The sequence below is a fragment of the Pelotomaculum sp. FP genome (assembly GCF_004369245.1).
Lineage (GTDB): Bacteria > Bacillota > Desulfotomaculia > Desulfotomaculales > Pelotomaculaceae > Pelotomaculum_C > Pelotomaculum_C schinkii.
In genome coordinates this window covers 23,772-44,196 of record NZ_QFGB01000023.1, presented here as the reverse complement: position 1 = coordinate 44,196, position 20,425 = coordinate 23,772, and the positions used below count along the sequence as shown (strand labels likewise).

The 20,425-nt window shown below is 48.5% G+C and carries 24 protein-coding genes, 4 tRNA genes and 1 pseudogene; 14 read left to right on the top strand and 15 right to left on the bottom strand.

All coding sequences use genetic code 11. The features are described from left to right. The first annotated feature begins 123 nt into the window (after positions 1–123). The 13 genes from gvpA (at position 124) to Psfp_RS10770 (ending at position 9,405) form a co-directional block, all read left to right on the top strand. Positions 124–342, top strand: coding sequence for a gas vesicle structural protein GvpA (gene gvpA, locus Psfp_RS10830; RefSeq protein WP_134218556.1), 219 nt, complete (start codon positions 124–126; stop codon positions 340–342). Positions 343–409: 67 nt separating this feature from the next. Then, complete coding sequence (locus Psfp_RS10825; protein WP_134218555.1) at positions 410–676, top strand: hypothetical protein; 267 nt, start codon at positions 410–412, stop codon at positions 674–676. Between the two features lies 1 nt (position 677). Continuing rightward, positions 678–971 carry a gas vesicle protein GvpO gene (gene gvpO, locus Psfp_RS10820; protein WP_134218554.1) on the top strand — a complete coding sequence of 98 codons (294 nt, stop codon included), beginning with the start codon at positions 678–680 and terminating at the stop codon, positions 969–971. 132 nt (positions 972–1,103) lie between these two features. Next, positions 1,104–1,994 (top strand): gas vesicle protein GvpN, encoded by an 891-nt coding sequence (gvpN, locus tag Psfp_RS10815; RefSeq protein ID WP_134218553.1) that lies wholly within the window; start codon positions 1,104–1,106, stop codon positions 1,992–1,994. Between the two features lie 63 nt (positions 1,995–2,057). Continuing rightward, positions 2,058–2,783: a GvpL/GvpF family gas vesicle protein gene (locus Psfp_RS10810; protein ID WP_134218552.1), complete on the top strand. Its 726-nt coding sequence runs from the start codon at positions 2,058–2,060 to the stop codon at positions 2,781–2,783. 14 nt (positions 2,784–2,797) lie between these two features. Beyond that, entirely contained in the window at positions 2,798–3,061 is a 264-nt protein-coding gene (locus Psfp_RS10805; RefSeq protein ID WP_134218551.1) for a gas vesicle protein GvpG, read from the top strand. A 164-nt stretch (positions 3,062–3,225) separates the two neighbouring features. Continuing rightward, positions 3,226–3,726, top strand: a complete 501-nt coding sequence (locus Psfp_RS10800) for an Hsp20/alpha crystallin family protein (RefSeq protein ID WP_134218550.1) — start codon at positions 3,226–3,228, stop codon at positions 3,724–3,726. Positions 3,727–3,753: 27 nt separating this feature from the next. After that, complete coding sequence (locus Psfp_RS10795; RefSeq protein ID WP_134218549.1) at positions 3,754–5,913, top strand: CDC48 family AAA ATPase; 2,160 nt, start codon at positions 3,754–3,756, stop codon at positions 5,911–5,913. Between the two features lie 21 nt (positions 5,914–5,934). After that, on the top strand, positions 5,935–6,309 hold the full coding sequence (locus tag Psfp_RS10790) for a gas vesicle protein (protein WP_134218548.1): 375 nt from the start codon (positions 5,935–5,937) through the stop codon (positions 6,307–6,309). Between the two features lie 46 nt (positions 6,310–6,355). Next, on the top strand, positions 6,356–6,784 hold the full coding sequence (locus Psfp_RS10785; RefSeq protein ID WP_134218547.1) for a hypothetical protein: 429 nt from the start codon (positions 6,356–6,358) through the stop codon (positions 6,782–6,784). A gap of 39 nt (positions 6,785–6,823) precedes the next feature. After that, on the top strand, positions 6,824–7,135 hold the full coding sequence (gene gvpK, locus Psfp_RS10780) for a gas vesicle protein GvpK (protein ID WP_134218546.1): 312 nt from the start codon (positions 6,824–6,826) through the stop codon (positions 7,133–7,135). An 11-nt stretch (positions 7,136–7,146) separates the two neighbouring features. After that, positions 7,147–8,262: a GvpL/GvpF family gas vesicle protein gene (locus Psfp_RS10775; protein WP_134218545.1), complete on the top strand. Its 1,116-nt coding sequence runs from the start codon at positions 7,147–7,149 to the stop codon at positions 8,260–8,262. A 105-nt stretch (positions 8,263–8,367) separates the two neighbouring features. Further along, on the top strand, positions 8,368–9,405 hold the full coding sequence (locus tag Psfp_RS10770; protein WP_134218544.1) for a gas vesicle protein: 1,038 nt from the start codon (positions 8,368–8,370) through the stop codon (positions 9,403–9,405). 53 nt (positions 9,406–9,458) lie between these two features. Here Psfp_RS10770 and trxB read toward each other — a convergent pair whose 3' ends face one another. From trxB to selD, 4 genes are all read right to left on the bottom strand, one after another. Beyond that, positions 9,459–10,382, bottom strand: a complete 924-nt coding sequence (gene trxB / locus Psfp_RS10765) for a thioredoxin-disulfide reductase (protein ID WP_134218543.1) — start codon at positions 10,380–10,382, stop codon at positions 9,459–9,461. Between the two features lie 129 nt (positions 10,383–10,511). Then, entirely contained in the window at positions 10,512–10,844 is a 333-nt protein-coding gene (locus tag Psfp_RS10760; protein ID WP_134218542.1) for a CGGC domain-containing protein, read from the bottom strand. Between the two features lie 268 nt (positions 10,845–11,112). Then, positions 11,113–11,304, bottom strand: coding sequence for a DnaJ domain-containing protein (locus Psfp_RS10755; RefSeq protein WP_134218541.1), 192 nt, complete (start codon positions 11,302–11,304; stop codon positions 11,113–11,115). 49 nt (positions 11,305–11,353) lie between these two features. Further along, positions 11,354–12,403 carry a selenide, water dikinase SelD gene (selD, locus tag Psfp_RS10750; protein WP_134218540.1) on the bottom strand — a complete coding sequence of 350 codons (1,050 nt, stop codon included), beginning with the start codon at positions 12,401–12,403 and terminating at the stop codon, positions 11,354–11,356. A gap of 183 nt (positions 12,404–12,586) precedes the next feature. On the opposite strand from selD, the gene Psfp_RS10745 reads away from it, so the two are divergent. Continuing rightward, the gene (locus tag Psfp_RS10745) at positions 12,587–13,483 is read left to right on the top strand and encodes a LysR family transcriptional regulator (protein WP_192895370.1); all 897 of its coding nucleotides are present in this window, start codon (positions 12,587–12,589) and stop codon (positions 13,481–13,483) included. Between the two features lie 10 nt (positions 13,484–13,493). On the opposite strand, the pseudogene Psfp_RS22240 reads toward Psfp_RS10745, so the two are convergent. The 11 genes and pseudogenes from Psfp_RS22240 to thpR all read right to left on the bottom strand — a co-directional run. Then, positions 13,494–13,604: pseudogene (locus tag Psfp_RS22240) on the bottom strand (thioredoxin-disulfide reductase); the annotation flags it as partial. A 6-nt stretch (positions 13,605–13,610) separates the two neighbouring features. Then, positions 13,611–14,021, bottom strand: a complete 411-nt coding sequence (locus tag Psfp_RS10735) for a CBS domain-containing protein (RefSeq protein ID WP_134218538.1) — start codon at positions 14,019–14,021, stop codon at positions 13,611–13,613. 474 nt (positions 14,022–14,495) lie between these two features. Then, positions 14,496–14,687, bottom strand: coding sequence for an ATP-binding protein (locus Psfp_RS10730; protein ID WP_192895369.1), 192 nt, complete (start codon positions 14,685–14,687; stop codon positions 14,496–14,498). Continuing rightward, positions 14,688–14,763: transfer RNA gene (locus Psfp_RS10725), tRNA-Val, on the bottom strand. A 6-nt stretch (positions 14,764–14,769) separates the two neighbouring features. Beyond that, a tRNA-Glu gene (locus Psfp_RS10720) sits at positions 14,770–14,845 on the bottom strand. 94 nt (positions 14,846–14,939) lie between these two features. After that, positions 14,940–15,014: transfer RNA gene (locus Psfp_RS10715), tRNA-Ile, on the bottom strand. A 5-nt stretch (positions 15,015–15,019) separates the two neighbouring features. Next, a tRNA-Asn gene (locus tag Psfp_RS10710) sits at positions 15,020–15,094 on the bottom strand. Between the two features lie 215 nt (positions 15,095–15,309). After that, positions 15,310–16,401: an RNA polymerase sigma factor RpoD gene (gene rpoD / locus Psfp_RS10705; protein WP_134218536.1), complete on the bottom strand. Its 1,092-nt coding sequence runs from the start codon at positions 16,399–16,401 to the stop codon at positions 15,310–15,312. Further along, on the bottom strand, positions 16,398–18,284 hold the full coding sequence (gene dnaG / locus Psfp_RS10700; RefSeq protein ID WP_134218535.1) for a DNA primase: 1,887 nt from the start codon (positions 18,282–18,284) through the stop codon (positions 16,398–16,400). Before dnaG ends, rpoD begins: the two co-directional genes overlap by 4 nt. Positions 18,285–18,486: 202 nt before the next feature. Further along, positions 18,487–19,488, bottom strand: coding sequence for a deoxyguanosinetriphosphate triphosphohydrolase (locus Psfp_RS10695; protein WP_134218534.1), 1,002 nt, complete (start codon positions 19,486–19,488; stop codon positions 18,487–18,489). A 376-nt stretch (positions 19,489–19,864) separates the two neighbouring features. Continuing rightward, complete coding sequence (gene thpR, locus Psfp_RS10690; RefSeq protein WP_153189518.1) at positions 19,865–20,422, bottom strand: RNA 2',3'-cyclic phosphodiesterase; 558 nt, start codon at positions 20,420–20,422, stop codon at positions 19,865–19,867. Positions 20,423–20,425: the final 3 nt, after the last annotated feature.

The following is a 20,425-nucleotide window of genomic DNA, read 5'->3' as shown; positions in this document are numbered from 1 at the left end:
TATCCAATAATGCCATTTTAATGTACTGGTAAAAATATATACCTTACCAGGCAGACGCTGTATGTAACACAACAACCTTTGTTTTAATACCATATATTAAAACCAAAGAAAGGGGAGAATATTATGAGACACAGTATTCAAGCATCAAGTTTGGCCGAAGTTGTTGACAGAATCCTGACAAAAGGTATAGTAATTGACGCTTTTGTAAGGGTAGCCCTCGTCGGCATCGAGCTTTTGGCTATTGAAGCTCGCGTCGTTATCGCTTCCGTTGAAACCTGGTTGATGTACGCTGAAGCTGTTGGACTAACGGCCGGGCCACACCCGCATCCGCACGCCGCATAAAAAAGATATTGCCGGGGCCAGATAATGGTCCCGGCAATTATCAACACATATTGAAGGAGGTTATCCCATGTCATTAACGATAAGTATGCAATCCTGGTGTGACATGTTTAAAAATAGTTGCAAAGATAGAACAGCTAACATTGATTGTATCATAAAACAAACAACCGATCTTGTCAGCAAGTACTACGACAATAGGCTACGGCTTGGCGCGGAAACGGAAAAGCAATTAAAAATAAAAAATTCGGAGAACGAAAAAAAAGTCTCTAAAATATTATATGCCTATTTTAAAGATCGTAGCGATGCTGCCGGCGCATTGGCGGCCATGAGAAAATAGCATGGTTATAAAAAAGGTTATTATAACTGTGCAAGATTTTTTTTCTGAAGTACTAGGCAAACCGGGAAAGATTGTTGGGGTTAGCCGGGAAGAAGACTGTTGGAAAGTAAAAATAGAGGTACCTGAAGAAGTAGAATACATGAGAAGACACGCCAAGGGTGATCTCATGGCTATATACGATGTCTCTTTGAATAATAAGTACGAAGTAACAAACTTTGAAAGGATAGCCTTAATGGAGCGTGGCTCACTGACAATTTACCCCATTGAACCCGACAAGGAAGAAGAAAAAGCCTAGATAAAACAGCCTTAAAGACTGTAAAACAGTTATATAGAGTTCGTTTTATTCTGCTTCATGAAAGATGTTTTTGTTTCCTGTTTTCTTCTTTCAGAAGAAAACAATTTTTTTGACTAATAGGGGTGATTCAAGCTGCCTGAACAAAAGATTTTCAATAAAAACCAAAGTTTTGTTGAAACAACATTTTTAAGCGAAATTTGCGAGAGGGCTCTAAGTTACCTCAACGCAGGGCTCTCAATACATTTTAGCGGGCCGTCGGGAACCGGAAAAACCACACTTGCTCTCAAGGTCGCCAGGTCCCTTGGAAGACCTTTCAGTATTATATACGGAAATAACGACTTCAGCGCTGCAGATTTGATTGGGGGCAACTATGGTTACCGCCGTAAGAAAACCATTGATAATTTTATCCATAATGTTTATACAATTGAAGAAGATTTTCAACTCAGATGGCTTGATAAACAACTAACCAAGGCCTGCCGGGACGGGCATGTTTTGGTTTATGACGAGTTTTCCAGAACCCGCCCTACCATAAATAATATTTTGCTATCGGTATTGGAAGAGGGCGTTTTATTTCTGCCGGGTTTCGATGCGGAAAAACAATCGATAACAGTGCATCCTGAATTTCGCATCATATTTACCAGTAATCCCTTAGAATACGCGGGAGTGCACAAAACACAGGCTGCCTTGGAAGATCGCATGGTCACGATCGAGCTGAGCGAAATGGACCGGGAGACTGAGGTTGCCATAACCATGGCCAATTCCGGCCTGAGTGATGAAGATGCCGGCAAAATTGTTGACATAGTCCGGGACTACAGGTCCTTTGTTTCATCATCAAAAACCTGTACCGTCAGGACTTGCATCAAAATCGCCAAGGTTTTGAATAATGAAGATTTTAGAAAATATAGAAGCAGTATAACAAAAAATATGGTGGCGGAAATACTGTTTTCTGAAAGCAGACACAAGATAATAAATCAAAAGGAAATATATCCCCATGTCCTTTCACTTATTGATAAATATTTATAAGGCCTACCTTGTAACCATAATTACCGGTAACCTTTTAAATTCGCAAAAAATAGGTGAGGATGAATGAAAATCTCCCAAGGACTTTATGGATACTGCATTATTCAGTTGGAGCAGGAAAGAGATTTACGCGCCAAGCTTCCCACTGATCTTTTTTTTATTTCCCACCGGGGAATCGCCGTCATTGTTAAGAAAGCAGCGCAATCCAGTTGGCAACCCACTCGAAAAAATATACTCAATCATCAAAAAGTTGTCACGCAATTGCAAGAAATAATCGATCTCCTGCCCCTGAGATTTGGAACTGTATTCAAGAACAATAACGAGGCAGAGAAAATATTGGATAAAAATTTTGATGAAATAAACCACTTGTTGAGCAAAATCAAAGGCCGGATAGAGCTTGGGTTAAAAATATTTTGGAAACAGGATGCTTTTGTAAAAGAAATTGGAGACAAAAAGATCGAGACATTGAAAAAAGAATATGGCATCAGGAAAAAGGACCGGTACGCTATCGCTATAGAGGCAGGCAAGATTATTGAGGAAAAGGTTCTGGATAAAAGAGATGAATATGTCAGGTTGATTTTTAAGCCACTAAAAAAACTGGCGGACGACTCCGTTCTCAACCCCGTTACCGGTGAAAAAATGGTCTTTAACGCGGCATTTCTTGTAAAAAGTGAGCATATTGAAATTTTCGATCAAGCAGTAAAAGATTTGTATGATAAGTACCAGGAAAGATTCATCTTTAAGTATTCAGGCCCCTGGACCCCCTATAATTTCGTTAAGGTTAACTGGTGACCTGGAGGTAGTTTATGTTTATAGTTGACGATATACTTTTGTCTCCATTTAAAGGGCTCATGTTTGTATTTAAAGAAATTCATAAAGAGGTTATGAAGGAATTCTGTGATGAAGAAAAAGTATATGAAGAGCTCCGCAGGCTTCAATATTTGTTAGATATTGGAGAAATAAGCGAAAAAATGTATGAACGTATGGAGAATACCCTGATTGAACGCCTTCAGGAAATTGAAGAATATAAGGAACAAATGGAAGAGGAATCGGATGAATACTCAGAATAAGAAACCCTCCGACTTTTCTGTCATTATTACTTCCGCTCCCGTCACATCTGTCGGAGCATCCCATATACTATACAAGCAAAACCTGTAATGTGCTTGGAAAAGCTTTTTTTTTGAGAACTTTTCGATAACCCCGGAGCGATCCGGCCGGCCGGAGGTGTTATTTATTGAAAAACGATAGCGATGGCGGTATTCTGGGAAGTATTCTGAGAGGCATCGGTGAGATGGTTGATCTGGTACAAAAACTGGATTCCGAGGGAAATACTGAGATCAACAGGATGGGAACCTTCGGCAATTTAACGGATCGTAAGAGGCTCGGCGGCTGTTATGGTTTTACCTTGAAGACCGGTTTGCCGGGGAAAAAACCTCCCGTCGCCTGCGACACTATGCCTAGCGGCGCACAGCAGGATATTATCTTTAAAAATAGCGATCCGGTAATAGACGTATTTGACGAGGGTCACTTTGTCCGGGTAGTAGTAGAGATACCTACAGTTTCATATGAAGATATAGTCCTTCACATCAAAGAAAATATCCTTTATTTAACCGTATGGGCCAAGGATGAGCCTTTCAACAAATCTATAACTCTGCCTCACCGGGTAAAACCTGGCACTATGCGAAGATCCATCCGTAACGGCATCCTGGAAGTACTGTTAGACGTGCAGGACTAAGTATTAAAAGCAGGTGAATCATTTAAATTGAATGAGCAGCTAACTTTTATTGTAGCCAAGGCCTTGGGCAAGGATGTCGGCAGGGGTATCGCCCGTTTGGACCCTGCCGATATCCAGGCGCTGGGACTGGAAATCGGGGAACTGGTGGCTATCGGCGCCGGACGCCGGACGGCTGCCCGGGTCCTGCCCGCCCACTCCGAATACAGGGGTAAAAAATTACTGCAAATTGATGGGATTATCCGGGAAAACGCCGGTGTTAGCCTCGGTGACACGGTTCCAGTCAGCAGTGTGGCCGGCCGGAACGCCAAAAAAATAATTATGACCCCTATCGGCTCTGGAACTAACCAGATGGACGCTGCTTTTATCAACCGTTCGCTGCAAGGCATGCCTCTGATTAAAGGAGACAAGGTAAGAATTTCATTATTGGGCTTAAGAAACCAGGAATTTGTGGTAGAAGACACGATACCCGAAGGATTTGTGCTGCTAAAAAAGGACACCGTGGTGGAAGTGTTGCAGCTCAAAGGCTCGGGTATAAAAAAAGCCAATCAAATCACCTATGAGGATATCGGCGGCATGGGTAAGGAACTGGGCAGGATTCGGGAAATGATTGAACTGCCCCTCAAGTATCCGGCTTTATTTCAGCACCTTGGTGTTGAACCACCGAAAGGTGTGTTATTGTGCGGCCCTCCGGGCACAGGCAAGACATTGATCGCACGTGCTGTGGCCAATGAAGCAGGCGCCTATTTTTTATCCGTTAACGGACCGGAAGTTATCAATAAATTTTACGGTGAAAGCGAAGCCAAGTTAAGGGAAATATTTGAAAAGGCATCCCAAAAGAGCAGGAGCATTATCTTTCTGGATGAAATCGACGCTATTGCGCCCAAGCGGGTCGAGGTTACCGGAGAGGTCGAGAAACGTGTAGTGGCCCAACTGCTATCCTTAATGGACGGACTGAACTCGCGCGGCCAGGTGATCGTCATCGGCGCCACCAACATCCCCGATGCGCTGGACCCCGCCCTACGCCGTCCCGGCCGCTTTGACCGCGAAATAACCATTGGCGTGCCTGATTACAAAGGAAGGCTGGAGATCCTGCAGATCCACACCCGCGGCATGCCCCTGGAAGAGGATGTCGATCTTGAGCGGGTGGCAGAATTAACAGGTGGCTTCGTAGGAGCAGACTTGTTGGCTCTCTGCCGGGAATCAGCCATGCATCGTATCAGAAAGTATTTGCCCCATCTGGAACCGCTCACGGAGGGGCTTCCCCCCGACCTGGTCGCCAGGCTGCGAGTATCCATGCAGGATTTTCTGCAGGCCTTGGAAGAAGTTGAACCGTCGGCAACCAGGGAATTTCTGGTTGAGGTGCCTAACGTGGGTTGGGAAGATGTAGGAGGACTGGACGAGATCAAGCAGCACCTTTGTGAAACTGTTGAATGGCCCTTAAAATATGAAGAGCTCTTCGCTCAGGCGGGAGCACAGGCATCGCGAGGAATACTCCTGTACGGGCCGCCAGGCACAGGCAAAACCTTGCTGGCGCGAGCGATGGCCAACGTGGCCAACGCCAACTTTATCTCCATCAAAGGCCCCTCCCTTTTATCCAAATGGGTGGGAGAATCTGAAAAGGCCGTACGGGAGGTTTTTCGCAAAGCGCGTCAGGCAGCGCCTTGCATCATATTTTTTGATGAAATAGACGCCCTGGTTTCTTCCCGTGGCATGGGGGGCGGGGCTGTCGCAGAGCGGGTGTTGAGCCAACTATTGACCGAGATGGACGGAATTGAAGAATTACGGCGGGTAGTAGTGCTGGGCGCCACCAACCGGCTGGATTTGATCGATCCGGCCCTGCTGCGGCCAGGCCGCTTTGACCTGCAGTTGCAATTGGGGCTTCCCGATTCTGCCGCCCGCCGGCAAATCCTGGCTGTGCACACCCGGAAAAGGCCTGTGGCGGAAGATGTAGATTTGGACGGGTTGGCGGCCGAAACAGCAGGTTTCTCCGGTGCGGAAATCCGCCATCTATGCAACCGGGCAGCGCTTGCGGCAGTGCGCGAGTATTTGGCCGAAAATTTCAAGTCTCAACCGGAACCTCCAGCTATAACGCTCTGCAATAAGCATTTCCGCCTGGCCTTGGCGGAGCTCAAGTCGTGGGCGGCGCCGGACGGTCTGCACAAAGCTCAGCCTGAAGTAACAGAATAAGAAGAGGTTGGAGGTTTTTGCATGGAAAATGGGCTGCGACCCAGAAAACAAAGAGATGAAGACACGCTGGTGGTTCTGGTAGACCGCCTGCTGGACAAAGGCATAGTTATTAATGCCGATATCGTAGTGTCCGTGGCCGGGGTGGAACTGCTGGGAGTAAAAATAAGGGCGGCGCTTGCTTCCTTTGAAACAGCTGCCCGCTATGGCCTGGAATTCCCCTCGGGTACCAACATTGAAACCGCCGCCTGGAAAGAGGCCATTATCGAAAAAGAAAATTGCCCGCAGTGTGAAAAGCGAATACCGAAGGAAGAACTCCTGACTGAGGGGTGCCCATGGTGCGGATGGATTCCGGCCAGAGCGAAAAAACAAAAGGAGACTATCGCATCTTTGCCTTAAATACTGACAGAAAGAGGGATATCACAATGAAAATGGATGATCCAAAATGAAACAATTCCTGGCTGCACTGGATTGCCGGAGCAGGGCTATATGGTGGCACTTGTGCAGCCACGGCCATGCAAAACTAAGCGACCTGGCACGCGCAGCCGGTCTGGACAGCGACATGGAGGTTATACTTTGCCTGCGCCAGGTAATTAACCCCGTTGCCACAAACTTTTTAGGCGAGCCGGTTGTAGAATTTGCCTCCTGCCGTGTTGATCAGGCGACAGGTGAAAAAATAAATTACCATTGGTGGCTTAAGCCCGCCTTTTTGTCGAAACCGGCCAAAGGGCAGCCCCTTGTTGATGTATTTGAAACTGGCAACGAACTGGTGGTAATTGTTGATCTCAATGACAGGGCAGACTCCTGTCAACCGGAAGTAACCTGCCGAAATGGTATCGTAATGATTAGATTCGACCATTCAAACGACCGGTGATCATTTTGATCTTCTAATACCAATAAGTGAGGTACAGTCATGCCTCTGGAAATCGATGCTGATAATTTAAAACACGGTTTACTCGGCCTTGTCATAGCCCTGCTTGAAATCATCAAAGATGCTCTAAAATTACAGGCACTGGCCCGCATGGAAGACGGCAGCCTGGAAGAAAATGAAATAGAGCGATTAGGCCGGGCACTACGTGATTTGGACCGGGCAATTGAAGAGATGAAGTTGGAGCAAGGTGTAACCGAGTCCGTAAAAAATATCCGGGACGGTCTGGATCGTATCGTCGACGATGTGGTTGACCGGATCCTTAATCCCCGTCGTTGGGAAGAAGAAGTAGATTGAGGGGTGAAAGAATGAATCAACAGGCAGACGAAGGCACAAAAGAGACTGCTGACCGGAACGTGCCCACGGTGAAGACGCTGGTGCGCATGCTGGTAAAAGCTGAACTGGAAAGAATGGAACTGGAAAAAGAAATACGAACTGCAGTACAAGAAATTGTGCAATTAACCGTCCAGGACGCTGTCCACATCGTTCTGAAAGAAATGGCGCGTCAAAAAAACATAGTGGATTCCTTAAACCAGGTACCTGCGGCAACGCTGGAACCCTCGGATGATGTAATACTTACTGATATTCTAAAAACGCCGGTTCAGAAGCAGCTGTACCGGCAGGCTCAACCGGCTGCACAAGAGCCCGCAGGTTTGTATCTTTACGGCGTTGCCGCTGCAAAAACAGGAATTGAACTGAGCATTACCGGTATTGACGGTAGCCGGGTTTATTCCCTGGCCGCTGCAGGCTTATGCGCCGTTGTACATGACTGTGCCGCCGAACCCTACCGGCCGGACAACGATGAACAGGCCAAAGAATGGTTATTCGACCATCAGGATGTGTTGGACCGTGCTAAAGAAAAGCTGGATACTATCTTACCCTTTGGTTTCAATACCATAATTTACGCTGCTGACCGCCCTCCGCAAAATGTGTTGCAAGAATGGCTGTCACAGGAAAGCGAGCAACTGCAATCGCTGATTGAGCGCCTGAAAGATAATGAAGAATATGCTGTCAAAATCCTGGCGCCTGAAGAAGCTTTAAAACAGGCCGCCTTGCGGGAAGACCCCCACCTGCAAAAACTTCAGCGTGAACTGGAGGGCAAGCCGGAAGGAGCACGCTATCTTTATCGGGAAAAGCTGGAACAAGCGGTTAAGGAAGCCCTGGAAGATATTGTGGAGGTTTACTTCAGAAAAGTTTACCGGGCGCTACGTCCTTTATGCTCAGATATACAGGTAGAAAAAATAAAAAAGACATCGCCCGGAGCACGCATGGTCGCCAACCTCTCCTGTCTGGTACAGAAAAACCGGTTGCCGGAATTAGGCGCCGCGCTGGCGAAAATTCAACAGCATGATGGTTTAACAGTGGATTTTACCGGTCCCTGGCCGCCTTACAGTTTTGTCGGCCAGCTTGCTATGCCTACTTAAATACTAATTCTCGGTTGTCCATCGCGAATTCATTCGCACTGTGCAAGTTCAATTGATAGTTTATTATTGAAGAATCATGGTTTGTTCATTTGAGAGGTAGAAGATATGGTGAGCAAGAGCAAACAACAATATCCTTTGCAACGCCGGGAAACGACGCTCAACGATCTTCTCGACCGTCTTTTAACTAAAGGGTTGATGTTAAATAGCGACGTGGTGGTTACTGTGTCCGGCATTCCACTGCTTGGACTAAATTTACGACTGGCCTTGGGCGGCATGTCCACCATGCTGCGCTACGGTTTTATGACGGACTGGGATGAGGCCATCCGCTCCGTAGCTAAAAAAAAGCAGGTCGAGGCAGGTCCACACCTGGAAGATGGAGAGCAACTGCTCCTTACCCTGTTTGGTTCCTGCTGGTACAGCAAGGGTATTTATTCCGCCTGGCGGCCGGGATTGATTCACCTGACCAATCGCCGCCTGCTGCTCTACCAGCAGGAACCCTCAGAAACGCTGCTGGATATTAATTTATGGCTGATCAGTGGAATTGATACCCGGCAGGTAGCGCACTTCAGCGATCAAAACAGGCAGGAAGTTTGGCTCACCATGACTTCCGGCGACGTGGTGCGGCTGCATTGTGTAGACATTCAGAACTTATTTGACACCCTGAAAAAAGCGCAAGCCCTGGCCGGCTCCAAAGACATTAATCTTGCGTCTCCAGATATAGACGAGACAATCTGGTACTTGACGACAGACGGCGCCGGCAAGTTTGCCTGGCAGTCCGGCGCCTTTTGCGTGCGGGATGGCGCACTATGCTGGTTGGGACGCTCCGGACAAAGCCTGTCGTTCCGCATGGCAGCCGCTGATGTGCTGGCAGTAGAGTTTATCGCAGAAGATATTATGAGCGGCCCGGACGGCAAGCTGGTATTGGAAATGCATTACCTGGGCCGCACTAATACGGAAAAAGCTTACTTTGCAGGTAATATGGACGCTTTACGTCCGTGGGTCCGTCTGCTCCGGGAGGCCCGCCGCGATATTCTGGAAACCTGTCCGTTTTGCGGAGCGCCCGCGCCCAGAGGTCGGTTACTGAATAAGGGGTGTGACGCCTGCGGCTGGCTCAGCGCCCGGTTAAAACGGCTCCTGCCTTAGAATCATTGAGCTGATACCCGGCGCTTGTTCCAATTAACCAACTGGTCTTTGATTCAGCGCGCAATGCTTTCCAGATATTTTTCAGCTGCTACGGCTGCCGTAGCGCCGTCGGCAACGGCCGTTACGACTTGACGAAGCAGCTTTTTGCGCACATCGCCGGCTGCAAAAAGGCCGGGACAGCTTGTCGCCATGTTTTCATCGGTGATTACATAACCCTGGTCGTCCAGTTTTACCAAATCGCGAACCAGCCCGGCGTTGGGCCTGGTACCGACATAGAGAAATACTCCGTCAACTTTTATCTCCTCCACATCGCCGCTTTGTACGTTTTTCACCCGGATCCCTTCGACAAAGTAAGCGCCGAGGATTTCCTCCACTACGGAATGCCATATGAATTCAATTCTTGGATTGCGCCTCGCCCTCTCCTGAAGGACTTTTGTCGCCCGCAGCTCGCCCCGCCGGTGAATGATATATACTTTCTCGGCAAAACGGGTCAAAAATATCGCTTCCTCCACCGCGGCATCGCCGCCGCCGACAACCGCGACCGTCCTGCCTTTAAAAAATGCCCCGTCACAGGTGGCGCAGAAGGACACACCCAGCCCGTGGAGTTCCTCCTCCCCTTTAATACCTAATTTTCCCGGCTGAGTCCCGCTGGCCAGAATCACCGCCCTGGTGACAATCTCTCCCTCCCCGGTCCTTACGGCAAAGCCGTTTTCCATACGCAACAGCCTTTGTACGTTGGTATCAAGCACATTTAACCCGAAGCGCCTTGCCTGCACGTCCATCCGTCTTGCCAACTCCGGTCCGCCAATCCCTTCTTCAAACCCGGGGTAATTTTCAATACGCTCCGTACCGGCTGCCTGCCCACCCAAGGCGCCCTGCTCGATCAACACAACATCCAGAGCAGCCCTTGCCGCGTAGAGACCTGCCGCCAACCCCGCCGGGCCTCCGCCGATAATAACGATATCTTTCATTTCCATAACCAATTACCTCCAAACATTTTGCAATATGTCGAGTTACTTATTGATTATCAAGATATTCATGGAAATTAACAGATATTTAGTTCTAATCATTTACTTTGGCAATTAATTTAAGTACTTGGTGTGAATTTAATGTGTATAATCAATTATTTTAACCTTATCACCGAGTTTCTTTTCTATTACTTCCTTAATCTGCTTTGCATGTGGGCAAGGAAAACCAGTAGGAGTACCTTTTGTAATACAGGATGCAAGCACTATAGTGTCTGCACCTCTTATTACCATTTCTTCAGCCCTTGATACTGCTTTTTTACCAGGACAACCTCCACAAGAAACAGTCCCAATTATAATAATTTCTCCTTCAATGCTTTCAAAAGCACATTTCTTTTCTCTTATTACCTTGAAATCCATAGTTCCTGGACACATGTCCTCTGTTTGACTACACCTAATTAATCCAACTTTCATAAAAACTCTCCTTTCTTTTTATAGATTACAGTTATCTAAAATGGAGGTTCTTAAAATATTTGCTCTCAGACTAGCACATTTGTAGATATTACACAAATGAATAATTTGCATAGCAGCTATGCATAAGAGTAATGTTTTGAGCAAACAAAAAAAGACCGGCCTATTATTACCGGTAATCTGGCGGACAGGCGGGCTATTTATGTCCGGCGCCTTTAAATAAGGTCTACAAATCGTTCTCTCCACCACGTCCAAAACGGCTTGTCGTCCTTCAAAGCGGCATTCCGATCATCCCACGTGGTACCGGTCGCTGTTCCTTTCCCTGGCAGAATGTCGATGCCTCGGCAACCAACTTGAACTGTTCGGCCATACCCTGTTCACTGACATTGCGGCCAGGGTGGTACTTTTTCGCGAGCTTCCGGTAGACAAACCTGATTTCGGCGATCCGGTCTCCATCCAGCACACCGTGTGAATTTCTCTCGCCTTCTTTTTTACTCTGCTCGCTTCATAAATCAGGACTCCACCCTAACTACTCCTGGCCCCTCTACTATCTCGCCGATCTCCATTGCTGCCGGCACATTCAGATCTTCCTGAAGTGCGGCCAGAAGTCTCGCTTTGTGTTTCGTGGATACGGCCATGAGAAGGCCACCGGAGGTCTGGGGATCGCATAGTATTAGCCTCATTTCCTTAGACAACGCCTGGTCCCAGTCAACAACGTCCCGCAGATAGCGGTAGTTGTTGTGGAGCCCCCCAGCTACTGCGCCAGCTTGGATTAACTCAACCACTTCGGGAAAGACGGGCACCTGCGAGGCCGCTACGCGGGCTCCGACACCGCTGGACAGGAGGATTTCCCTCAAGTGTCCTAAAAGTCCAAACCCTGTGACGTCGGTACAGGCAGTCACCCCTACTTCCCGCATAATTTCGGAAGCCCTTCTATTAAGCGTTACCATGACGTCGGTCACCCGTTTTATAATGTCTCCGTTTACCAGCTTGCGGTCTATCCCGGTGGTGATCACACCGATACCTAGCGGTTTGGTTAGGATTAGGGCATCACCCGGCTTCGCCCCGCGTTTCGTAATCATCTTGCGCGGATCGATGAAGCCGGTCACTACAAGACCGTACTTCGGAGCGTTATCGGTAATTGAGTGTCCCCCGGCGACGGTGACGCCGGCCTCGGCGGCCTTGTCCGCCCCCCCTTTTAGTATGGCCTCCATGATCGAGAGCGGCAGGCTCTGATTGGGGAACCCGATAAGGTTAAGGGCCATAACCGGCTTCCCTCCCATTGCATAGATGTCGCTTAAGGCGTTTGCCGCCGCTATCATCCCAAAATGATATGGGTCGTCTACCACCGGCGTTATATAGTCGACGGTTTGTATGAGCGCCTGTTCTTCATTCAGCTTGTAAACAGCCGCGTTGTCCTCTCGACCGGCAAGGACGTCCGGATCTTTGACCGGTGGCAGGATGCGCAGAACCTGCGCAAGGTCCGCAGGACCGATTTTGCAGGCTCACCCGGTTCCCGGAGAATATGAGGTTAAACAAATTTCCGGGTATTGTTTATCCAATGACCTTTTCAACCCTTCCCTTATTGCAGTGATTAAATCGTCCCCGGGAGAATCCCGGATTCAAATACCATCTTGTAGTTAACGGCAATTGTCTATTTACAGAATACCACGGCCGAAGGTATGATACAAATGAATATTGCGCATAGTTACTATGCGCTATTGTTATAAAAAGAGGGTGTGGGCTTGCCTGAATTAAACCTTTACCAACTTAAAATATTTTACACCGTTGCCCGACATTTAAACTACTCGAGAGCCGGGGAGGAGTTGGCCTTAAGCCAGCCTGCTGTTTCCCGCCAGGTCGCCGCGCTTGAGAAAAGCCTCGGACTTGAACTGTTTGTGCAAAAAGGGCGGCATGTGGAGCTAACAGACGCGGGGAGGAGCCTTTTTGACTACGCTGACCGCATCTTTGATCTTGCCGATGAGGCAGAGCGGGCCATGTCCCAGTTTAAAGACCTGGAGCGCGGCCAGGTCTTAATCGGCGCCAGCACAACGATTGGCAGCTATATCCTGCCGCCGGTACTGCGGGCTTTTCAGGAGAGGTACCCAAAAATCGAGCTGTCTTTGCACCTGGCCAACAGTGCGACCGTCGAGCAGATGGTGACAGCGAGAAAGCTCGACCTGGGTCTGGTAGGCGGACTTGGGAGAAACCAAGCCCTGCACATAGAACCCTATTTCCAGGACGATCTTGTCATGATTTCTTCCCATAAACACCCTTATAACCGCAAAGAAGAGGTTTCTACGGAAGACCTTCACAAAGAAACTCTCCTATGGAGGGAGAAAGGCTCTGCTGTACGGACTCTTGTTGAACGGTTTTTAAGCGACAATCAATACCTTTTTAAAAACCAGATGGAAGTCAGCGATACGGAAACGATAAAGCATATGGTTATTGCTGGTATAGGAATTGCGTTTGTGCCGAAACGGGCTGTCAGACAAGAGCTCTCTTTGTCACTGCTCCGTACCGTTAATGACAGCAAGTTTCTTATCCCCATTCATTTTACTGTCATATCGGCCAAGGACCAGCATACTTACCCGACGGTACTTGCATTTTCAAGCTTTTTACGGAAGTGGCCTGTAAGCTGACCGGTACCCGTAAAGACTCCACTACTACGGAATGCCATATAAATTCAATTCTCGGATTGTGCCTCGCCCTCTCCTGAAGGACTTTTGTCGCCCGCAGCTCGCCCCGCCGGTGAATAATATATCGGTTTTATGGTTTTTTTAATAACAACTCTGCTAGATATTCAAATATTTCCCTTCTCCTCACTATCCCAATAAAGAATCCACCGTCATCCACTACAGGGACAAAATTTTGAACGATGGCAAGCGAAAGCAAATCTTCGATTTCAGCATCAATCCGTACAGGATTATTCTTCATACGCTGTGGTATATCCCGCAACAGAATTGTTTCTGTATCTTTAAAGCTCAGGTCATGAGTATTTTTTAACTTCCACAACAAATCACCCTCGGTTATTGTTCCTACGTATTTTCCTTCATCATTAATTATTGGCACAGCCGCATACCGGTAATATTCCATTTTTTCTAAGGCTTGCCGCATCGTAGATTTTAATGGCAAATAAACAACCTCACTTTTTGGTAAAAGGAAAAAAGCTATTTTCATAAGAACCCCCTTAATAGGTTAAAAAACTTATCATAAATTAAACCACAAAATTGTTAATATTTTATTAAAATAACACAAAAAAGCCTCGTCCGGTGAGCGAGGCCTTTAGTATATCTGAGTAGTTGCCTATGCCGCCAGCGGCGCCACGTATCATGAAAACACCAGTGATGTGGGTGCGATTTTAATCTCACACGGCGCGTTAGCGCCGAACTTCTTATATCTAATGTAACTATTGTCGGGAGAATAACATCCCTGGATATATCGGTATCTATGAACTAATACATAAAGATCTCTTCAAGGAGACTCCTGTCAAAACCCAAAACCGGTAAGGTGCAACCCACGAGGAAAAGTAGGCTGCTCAGGTCACCCCCCCTAAGGTCGAAATTAGGCATGTTTCCCCCACCTCGCGGTTGACGCGCAGCACCTGGGACACAGGTAGCGGCGCCGTAAAAGGTTATCCATACTAATCCCCGCTCACCTGCAGAAGCAGCAGCGGATATAAAACCGGCTGCCCTGGTTGGCTTCGCTTTCGACTGCAAGAGTGCCGCCTATCCGCCTGACCGCTTCCAGTGCAATAGCCAGGCCCAGGCCCCGGTTCCGGGTATGAGAAACGTCCGTTATAACAAAAAAGTAAAAGACTCCCGTTTCACGGAAGTCTTTAATCAATGGTGGGCGATGACGGGCTCGAACCGCCGACATCCTGCTTGTAAGGCAGGCGCTCTCCCAGCTGAGCTAATCGCCCGTATTATGGTGACCCCTACGGGATTCGAACCCGTGTTACCGCCGTGAAAGGGCGGTGTCTTAGACCGCTTGACCAAGGGGCCATTTGAGAAGTGAGAAGTGAGATGTGAGAAGTCGGATGTGAAAATTAGCGGGTGAGATGTCTCACTTCTAACTTCTCACCTCTTGCCTCTCAACTGGTGGGCCCACCAGGATTCGAACCTGGAACCAGCCGGTTATGAGCCGGATGCTCTACCGTTGAGCTATGGGCCCAAGAATGGCTCCCCGAGTAGGATTCGAACCTACAACCTACCGGTTAACAGCCGGTTGCTCTACCGTTGAGCTATCGAGGAACATCGGCAAGGACTATTATACGATAATTTGTACTCGCCGTCAACAAATCTATTGCTGATAATTTATTCCGAAAATATTCTTAATGAACCAACCATGTTTTTCAACCACAAATCACCTGAAAAACATATTTTCAGCGCTACAGCGATACCCCAAAAATTTAGGTGCGAATTCATTCGCACCTAAATCAGATATATTCCTTATTTTGTATAACAATTTAATCCAGGTAGTCCTTTAATTTTTTGCTGCGGCTGGGGTGGCGCAGCTTACGCAGCGTCTTTGCCTCTATCTGCCGGATCCGTTCCCGTGTTACCCCAAACTTCTGGCCGACCTCTTCCAAGGTCCTGGCCCTGCCGTCGTCAAGGCCGAAGCGCAGGCGAAGCACCCTTTGTTCCCGCTCGGTTAAGGTCTTTAGAACCTCGTCCAACTGCTCCCGCAGAAGGGTGAAAGATGCTTCCTCAGCCGGCGCCCTGGCATCGTGGTCCTCAATAAAGTCACCCAGGTGGGAGTCTTCCTCTTCCCCAATCGGTGTTTCTAAAGATACCGGTTCCTGTGCTATCTTCTGTATTTCCCTGACCTTCTCCTCGGAGATGTTCATCTCCTTGGCTATTTCCTCCGGGCTTGGTTCCCGGCCCAATTCTTGCAGCAACTGCCGCTGCACCCGGACCAGTTTATTAATAGTCTCAACCATGTGCACTGGAATCCTGATAGTCCTGGCCTGGTCGGCAATGGCCCTGGTTATGGCCTGGCGAATCCACCAGGTCGCATAGGTGCTGAATTTGTAGCCCTTGCGGTAATCAAACTTTTCAACAGCCTTGATCAAACCCAGGTTGCCCTCCTGAATCAGATCCAGAAAAAGCATCCCGCGCCCCACATAACGCTTGGCGATACTGACTACCAGCCGCAAGTTGGCCTCAGCCAGTCTTCTTTTGGCCCCGTCATCACCCAGCTCCATGCGTTTTGCCAAATCCACTTCTTCTTCCGGGGTGAGCAGAGGGACACGGCCGATTTCTTTGAGATACATACGTACGGGATCATCTATGCCCACGCCTTCAGGGACGGTAAGGTCTACTTCCACCTCTTCGACCGGGGCTTCTATTGCAGAACCGTCAATAGGTTCTATTTCCGGTACTTCCGGTACAACTTCTATACCCAAACCTGCCAGTTTTTCATAAATATCATCAATTTGTTCAGGAGTTAGGTCGGTACCCTGGAGACTGTCCATAATCTCATTATAGGTCAGGACGCCGCGTTTCTTTCCTTTTTCAATGAGTTCCATAACGCTTTCAGTTTTGAGTTCGTCTCTCACATGCCATCACTCCCCTCTTTAGGGCACTTCCCGGTATTACTTACAATCAGTTTCTGGTAATCTTCCTGCAGTTTCCTGGAGCGGGCCTGGTCTCCAACCTTCTCAGCCTCATCTATGCCCTGTAAAATCATCAGCTCACGCAGCAAATGGTAATGGCTCCCCAACTTTTCAGCCTCACCTATTTCTTTCAGTATTTTTTCTCTTCGCTCCTGCCTCCGGCAACGAACGACCGACTTAATGTGGCTGTGTAATATTTCAACCGGGTCATCCCCGGGTATTTCCTGGGTCAGCAACATGCCCAACAGGGCCTGCTCATCATCATCAAGGTATTGTGCTATTTCTGCCGGCTGGTATTGCGGTTTTCCGGCAATTTCCAGGCAATATTTAAATATTTTTCGGTAGCGCGGGTCCTGAAAATGCTCACCGCCCATTTTTTCATGGACGGTCCGGGCCAGGGAGGGGTCCTCCAATGCCAACCTCAACAGGACTGCTTCAGCTTTACTTCGAGCGTCGCTAGTATCCACTTTACTAACGATAGTATGCATGTTTTTAGCAAGATTATCCGGATTTGTCCATTTTTTACCCGGAATTAGCTTAAGTCTCTTAAATTCTCCATAAACCGTTTCCCAACTCAAATTTAGAGTGCGGGCTGCCTGCTTTAGTCCCTCTTCCCTTTCTATTTCGCTGCTGAAGCCGGCCAGACTTGGAAACACTTGCCGAAGTACTTCAAGCTTATCAGCGGGCGTCTTGAGTGGTCTTGCTCCCGCTGCCTGCTCAAGTTTGTATTGAAACAGCAGCGGCGCCCCGTTAACAAGCGTTTCCCATGTCTGGATGCTATGTTTCTTCAAGAACTCATCCGGATCCTTCCCGTCCGGGAGCCTTAAAACCCTTACCTGGCAGCCCAACTCTTCCAGCAGATCCAGACTGCGTGCGGTAGCGGCTTCCCCAGCTGCATCCGCGTCATAGGCAATCACCACATCCCTGCTGTAGTGAGTCAGCAGCCTGCCATGCTCGTGGGTCAAGGCTGTACCCAGGGAAGCAACCGCGTTTTTAATCCCGTGCTGGTGGGCGGTAACCACATCCATGTAGCCCTCCATCACCACCACGCAGCCCTTTTCCCTGATTGCAGTCCTCGCCAGGTGTAACCCATAGAGCAGGCGGCCCTTGCTAAAAAACAGGGTTTCAGGGGTGTTCAGGTACTTCGGCAGGGAATCGTCAAGAACACGTCCTCCGAAACCAGCTACCTGCCCGGTGGCATCCCAGATGGGAAAGATGAGCCGGTTGCGAAACCGGTCATAATACCTTCCTGCTTCAGTTTTAACCGCCAGCCCGGCCTCGACTGCCTGTTCAGGTGTTAACCCCTTCCTCTCCAGAAAACCGAGCAGGGAATTCCATTCAGAAAGAGCAAATCCCAGTTGAAATTCTTCCTGCAGCTCCGGAGTAACCTCCCGCCTTGCCAGGTATTTCCTGGCGTTGGCTGCGGCGCCATGAGTCTTTAAGGTTTGGCGAAAGTAATCACGGGCCAGTTTGTTGGCCTCGCGGAATAGACTTAAGCGCCGCTCCTTTTGCTGTTGAGCCGGGCTTTCCCCGGCCGGTATGGCGACACCTACCTGCTGCGCCAGCACGGTTACCGCCTCATGGAAGCTGAGGTTCTCTTTAAGCATTAAAAATTTAAAAACGTCACCACCGGCTCCGCAGCCAAAACAATAAAAGATCTGCTTTTCCGGCGTGACTGTAAATGAAGGTGTCCTTTCATTATGAAATGGGCAGGAGCCGGTATGGTTTTTGCCCTTTTTCTTAAGTTGTACATAGCGGGAAACCACTTCAACGATATCAGACCGCTGGCGGACTGCCTCCACAATGTCCTCAGGAATTAAGCCCACCCAAACCACCTTCTGCTAACAAAACATATAAAATGATTTCAACAAATAATTATATTGTCCTGCTACAGCGTATATTAAATAAATTCAGCAAAAAACTCTGTATTTAAAGAATATTCGCTGCGAAAAGAAATTTTCCTCCTAATAACGACAATATTTTGATTAGTATTGCCATAATATGTAATTCATAACCTTATATTGCAACTTATTCCACCCAGGGAAGCGGTAAAAAGGTCCTTTGATAGTAACGGATAGCAAACCTGTCGGTCATACCTGCAATGTAATCACAGATAACCCGCTCCGTGTTTGCATTCCGGACCCTTAGGAGGTATTCTTCAGGCAAAGCCTCACCATGTTCTGAGAAATGACAAAACAGCCTTTGGACAACATGTTTGGCTTTGGCCTCCTCCCGTTTCGCATCGGAGCCAATATAGACATGCGCAAAAAGAAAATCACGCAGTTGGTCGGTCGCCGACTGGATTGCCGGACTCATTCTAATAACACTGGGTTCCTCCCAATTCGTTTGAACCAGGTCCAGCACCATCGTGTTAATCCTGTTGCGGTGTTCCCGCCCCAGAACCGCCAGGCATTCCTCAGGAATATTTCCCATGGTCAGGATACCGCCGCGTATGGCGTCATCAATATCATGGTTGATGTAGGCGACTCTATCTGCGATTTTTACGATCTGCCCCTCCAGGGTGGCAGGCCGGGTGTCCCCGGTGTGGTTTAGGATACCGTCTCTGACTTCATAGGTCAGGTTCAGCCCTCCCCCCCCCTCAAGCACATCCACCACCCTCAGGCTCTGCTGGTTATGCTTAAAGCCGCCCTCCATGACCTCGTTAAGAGCATCTTCGCCCGCATGACCAAATGGAGTGTGACCGAGGTCGTGTCCCAGAGCGATCGCTTCGGTAAGGTCCTCGTTAAGCCTTAAGGCGCGGGCAACGGTACGGGCAATTTGAGCTACCTCCAGCGTATGTGTTAGCCGGGTCCGGTAATGGTCCCCTTCCGGGATGGTGAAGACCTGGGTTTTATATTTAAGCCTGCGGAAGCTCTTGGAATGAAGTATCCTGTCCCGGTCACGCTGAAAGCAGGTGCGGACATTGCATTCATCTTCCGGCCGCTCTCTGCCCTTGCTCGCGCTGCTGAGGCAGGCGTAGGGCGACATGATGCGGCGTTCCAATTCCTCGGCGCGCAGGCGAATATCCATGCTCCATCACCTATCTTAAAAATAAGAGTTCAGATCACATCAAGAAATGTAGGTACGGTCTATTCGTACACGACCCTTTAGAAATGCAGTACAAATGATGATTAGCAGTAACCCCTTAAACTGCTCGCACCTACCCGCATCGCTAAGATTTCATTTTCTGCCGGCGCAGCGCCGGCGGCATGTGGAACTATCCGATAAGGTAGTATCACTATTGAAATGTGCAACAATAATTCTACTAAGAAAGTTGTTTATCCTGCCTGAATCATTGAAACGTTTCAGGGGGAAAGCAATCCCGGCATATCGATCCGCCGGGATTGGTCATTAAAAATTTATGCCTTTTCTTCTTTGTTTAGACCAGGAGCTGCCACAGAGACAACTATGATAAGGGCGCTCTGGACAGGACAAAATAGCTTGGACCTTTAGCCTGCAGGTCACTTAACATGAGTTCAATCGAATCAATCCTGGCAGTCCCGAAAGCTTTACCCGTATCCTCCCGCGCCTTTTCCATAACATCGATAAAACCGTATGGAGACCGGGCGCGGGCTAATGTTAGGTGAGGGGAGAATTTTCTTTTTTCCGGCTCAAAGCCCATAAATCCCATTTCCCTTTGCACCTGGCGTTGCAGTATTAGGAGGGGGGCGGTTTCACCGCCTATCCCTACCCATAATACACGCGGCCGCTCCACTGAAGGAAAAGCGCCGGCGCCCTTCAGGACCAGTCTAAATGGAGCAATCCCCGTCACTGACTTCTGCAGGGCCATGCTCACGGCGGGAACCTGTTCTTCGGGAACATTACCCAGGAACTGTACCGTCAGATGCAGATTTTCCTCCCTCACCCACTTCAGGTCGGAAGTTATTTGACTAAGGCTCCTGATGAAGGCGCCCAAGGTCCTTTTAATTTCCTCAGGAAAGTTGACGGCGATAAACAGCCTCATCTG